General features: G+C 61.4%; 4 protein-coding genes. 2 read left to right on the top strand and 2 right to left on the bottom strand.

Going from position 1 to position 4,262, the window contains the following annotated elements:
* Positions 1 to 81: 81 nt before the first annotated feature.
* Both NUV89_RS28095 and NUV89_RS28090 read right to left on the bottom strand, forming a co-directional pair.
* The gene (locus tag NUV89_RS28095; protein WP_017738996.1) at positions 82 to 1,068 is read right to left on the bottom strand and encodes a phosphate ABC transporter substrate-binding protein PstS; all 987 of its coding nucleotides are present in this window, start codon (positions 1,066 to 1,068) and stop codon (positions 82 to 84) included.
* Between the two features lie 234 nt (positions 1,069 to 1,302).
* Positions 1,303 to 2,592: an MFS transporter gene (locus tag NUV89_RS28090; protein ID WP_017738997.1), complete on the bottom strand. Its 1,290-nt coding sequence runs from the start codon at positions 2,590 to 2,592 to the stop codon at positions 1,303 to 1,305.
* A 239-nt stretch (positions 2,593 to 2,831) separates the two neighbouring features.
* Between NUV89_RS28090 and NUV89_RS28085 the strand changes: the two genes are divergently transcribed.
* Positions 2,832 to 3,236, top strand: coding sequence for an acyl-CoA thioesterase (locus tag NUV89_RS28085; protein WP_003176975.1), 405 nt, complete (start codon positions 2,832 to 2,834; stop codon positions 3,234 to 3,236).
* Between the two features lie 57 nt (positions 3,237 to 3,293).
* Positions 3,294 to 4,193, top strand: coding sequence for a D-hexose-6-phosphate mutarotase (locus tag NUV89_RS28080; protein WP_257783882.1), 900 nt, complete (start codon positions 3,294 to 3,296; stop codon positions 4,191 to 4,193).
* Positions 4,194 to 4,262 lie beyond the last annotated feature (69 nt).

The following is a 4,262-nucleotide window of genomic DNA, read 5'->3' as shown; positions in this document are numbered from 1 at the left end:
CAACACAGTGGCGACAGATACACCGCCTTCGCGAGCAAGCCCGCTCCCACAGGGCCCGCTGCTACACCAGGTATTGCAGGCTTACTTGCCGCCTTCTTTCAAACCCAGGTCAGCCAGGGCCTTGGCGGCAACTTTGGCTGGCAGTGGGATGTAGCCGTCTTTCACCACAACTTCCTGGCCCTGTTTGGACAGAACCAGTTTCACGAACTCGGCTTCCAGCGGGGCCAGAGGCTTGTTCGGGGCTTTGTTGACGTAAACGTAGAGGAAACGCGACAGCGGGTATTTGCCGTTCAGGGCGTTTTCTTCGCTGTCTTCGATGAAGTCAGTGCTGCCTTTCTTAGCCAGGGCAACAGTCTTCACGCTGGCAGTCTTGTAGCCGATGCCCGAGTAACCGATGCCGTTCAGCGAGGAGCTGATCGACTGCACGACCGAAGCCGAGCCTGGTTGTTCGTTCACGTTGGGCTTGTAGTCGCCTTTGCACAGGGCTTCTTCTTTGAAGTAGCCGTAGGTACCGGATACCGAGTTACGACCGAACAGTTGCACTGGCTTGTTGGCCAGGTCGCCGGTCACACCCAGGTCACCCCAGGTTTTCACGTCGGCTTTACCACCGCACAGGCGAGTCGAGGAGAAGATCGCATCGACCTGTTCCATGGTCAGGTGCTGGATCGGGTTGTCTTTGTGTACGAACACCGCCAGGGCGTCCACGGCAACCGGGATAGCGGTTGGCTTGTAGCCGTACTTCTGCTCGAAGGCAGCCAGTTCGGTGTCCTTCATTTTGCGGCTCATCGGGCCCAGGTTGGAGGTGCCTTCAGTCAACGCAGGTGGCGCGGTGGCGGAGCCAGCGGCCTGAATCTGGATGTTTACGTTCGGGTATTCTTTTTTGTAGGACTCGGCCCACAGGGTCATCAGGTTGGCCAGGGTGTCAGAACCAACGCTGGACAAGTTGCCCGATACACCGGTGGTTTTGGTGTAGCTCGGGATAGCTGGGTCAACAGCGGCGAACGCGTTAGCAGTCGCAACGCCAGCAGCGACAAAAGTCATGGCCGCCATCAAACGCTTCAGTTTCATGCCTTACTCCTAGCAGATAGGGATAGTTGGATCGGGGCCAAGTATCGGTAGGCCGTGTGAACACTCTATGTCTGGAATATGACAATTAGATGAAAGGCCAGTATTGGCTTTAAACGCGGCAAGGCGGGGAAAGGCTCGCAAACACGGGGGGTCAGGGCAGGAGCGGCGGTGCTTCAGAAATACTCTGTAATGTGATCGTTCCTACATTGCGTAGGAACGATCGCTTTCAAGGTCTTAGCGGGAACGCTTCCACAGATACCCACCCACCAACATCCCCATCACGCACAGCGCGGCGACATAGTAAGCAGGGCCCATCGGGCTTTCCTTCATCAGCAACGACACCGCCAGCGGCGTCAGGCCGCCGAAAATCGCGTAGGCCACGTTGTAGGAAAACGACAAGCCGCTGAAACGCACCACCGGTGGGAAGGCTTTCACCATCACGTAGGGCACCACGCCGATGGTGCCGACGAACAGGCCAGTCAGGGCGTACAGCGGGAACAGCCAGTCCGGGTGCTGGACCAGGCTGTGGTACAGCGTCCACGAGCTGCACAGCAGCAACAGGCAGCCGCCGACCAGCACGCGGCCGGCGCCGAAACGGTCGGCCAGGGCGCCGGAGAGGATGCAGCCCAGGCTCAGGGTGACAATGGCCAGGCTGTTGGCTTGCAGGGCTACGGTCGGCGCGAAGTGATAAACGGTCTGCAGCACGGTCGGGGTCATCAGGATGACCACCACGATGCCGGCCGACAGCAGCCAGGTCAGCAGCATCGACAGCACGATGGCGCCCCGGTGGTCGCGCAATACCGCGCGCAACGGCAGTTCGGCGGCCAGGGTCTTGCGTTGCTGCATCTCGGCGAAGATCGGCGTTTCATGCAACCAGCGACGCAGGTACACCGACAACAGGCCAAACACGCCGCCGAGCAGGAACGGGATGCGCCAGGCGAAATCCGACACTTCTACCGGGGTGTACAGGGTGTTGATGGCCGTCGCCACCAGCGAACCCAGGAGGATGCCGGCGGTGAGGCCGCTGGTCAGGGTGCCGCAGGCGTAGCCGATGTGGCGCGGTGGGACGTGTTCGGAGACGAACACCCACGCGCCAGGCACTTCGCCACCAATCGCCGCGCCCTGGATGACGCGCATCAGCAGCAACAGGATCGGCGCCCACAGGCCGATCTGCGCGTAAGTGGGCAGCAGGCCCATTATCAGGGTCGGCACGGCCATCATGAAGATGCTCAGGGTGAACATCTTCTTGCGCCCCAGCAGGTCACCGAAGTGCGCCATGATAATGCCGCCCAGCGGACGCGCCAGGTAGCCGGCGGCGAAGATGCCGAAGGTCTGCATCATGCGCAGCCATTCGGGCATATCCACCGGGAAGAAGAGTTTTCCGACCACGGTGGCGAAAAACACGAAAATGATGAAATCATAAAATTCCAGCGCCCCGCCCAAGGCAGACAGCGACAGGGTTTTGTAGTCGTTGCGGGTCAGCGGGCGCGAAGGTTGCGCGCTGCTTGCGGGCACGGAGGACATGGCAAGGCTTCTCTTATTAGTCAGGACGGCAGATCCGCGGCGCTGGCTGAGCCAGGACGGGTTGGGCAAGATAGCAAATCGCCTGGAAAAGCACACCAGAAGCACAGTTGCGCGAAAAAGCCACGATACAGCGGCTAATTGCCGACCAAATCAGCCACAGACGGTCGTCGCGGCGCAAGGGTCCCGATATACTCGGCCCTTGACGCGCCAGACCCGCAGTCTTGAGAGGCATACCCGGCATGATCGAACTCGAACAAGAAGACCCTATCCCGCAAGGCGACCTCGCCCTGCAAATCACCGCGCTGCCGCGCGAAACCAACGGCTTTGGCGATATCTTCGGCGGCTGGCTGGTCGCGCAGATGGACCTCGCCGGCACCGCCATGGCCAGCAAGGTCGCGGGTGGGCGTGTGGCCACCGTGGCCATCGATCGCATGGCGTTCCTGGTGCCGGTCGCCGTGGGCGCGCAGCTGTCCTTTTATACCCAGGCCCTGGAGATCGGCCGCAGCTCGATCCAGATGATGGTCGAAGTGTGGAGCGACGACCCGCTGTCCAGCGAATGGCGCAAGGTCACTGAGGCGGTGTTCGTGTTTGTCGCCATCGACGGCAGCGGCCGTACGCGCTCGGTGCCATCGCGCGCCCGTTAAACCTCGCCGGGTTTTGACGGTCAATTGCCCCATTGCCTGCCATTTGAGAGTGCCGTTATGCCGACGCCCCACGTTGAAACCGTGAAACTGGATGAGCTGGACTGCTGGCGCATCCGCCACAACGGCGCTGAGTTGATGGTGGCCCAACAGGGCGCGCACATCTTCAGTTACAGACGTGATGGCGAGCAGCCGCTGATCTGGCCGAACCCCGCAGCGGTGTTCAAGCAGGGCAAGGGCATTCGTACCGGCGTACCGGTGTGCTGGCCGTGGTTTGGCGTCTTCGAGCGCAACCCGCAAAGCGTCAAGGCGATGCGCCAGAGCGAGCAGCCGGCCGGTGCCCATGGCTTTGTGCGCACTGCGTTGTGGGAATTGGCCGCGACCGAGCTTGCAGGCGACGCCTTGCGTGTCGACCTGGTACTACCGGTGCCCGCAGGCGGCTTCCCCGGCTGGCCCCACCAAGTCGACCTGACCCTGAGCCTGCTGCTGGACGAGCAACTGCACATCCGCCTGACCAGCCACAACCGTGGCACCGACACCGTAACCCTGAGCCAGGCGCTGCACACATACTTCGCCGTGAGCGATGTGCGCAACGTGCAGGTCGACGGGCTGGACGGGGCGGCGTATATCGACACCGCTGACGGCTGGACCGAGAAAAACCAATCCGGTTTGCTGCACTTCAGCGCCGAGACCGACCGCATCTACCTCGATACGCCGGCGCAGTTGAGCATCGTCGATCAAGAGTGGCAGCGTCGTATCCAGCTCACCAGCGAGGGCTCGAAGTCCACCGTGATCTGGAACCCGTGGACCGAGCGCGCCAAGGCCTTCGATGACATGGCCGATGACGGCTGGACGGGGATGTTGTGCATCGAGACGGCGAATGTGCTGGATGATGTTGTTGAGTTGGCACCCGGCCAAAGCCACACCCTGGGTGTGAGCATCACCAGTCTCGGTCTGTAGGCGCAGATCAAAATGTGGGAGCGGGCTTGCTCGCGAATGCGGTGGATCAGCCAGCTCATCTGGTTCTGA

Origin of the sequence: Pseudomonas sp. 18.1.10 (assembly GCF_024655625.1) — a bacterium.
GTDB lineage: Bacteria > Pseudomonadota > Gammaproteobacteria > Pseudomonadales > Pseudomonadaceae > Aquipseudomonas.
Note: the sequence above shows the minus strand (reverse complement) of the source record. Positions and strands in the feature narration are given on the sequence as shown.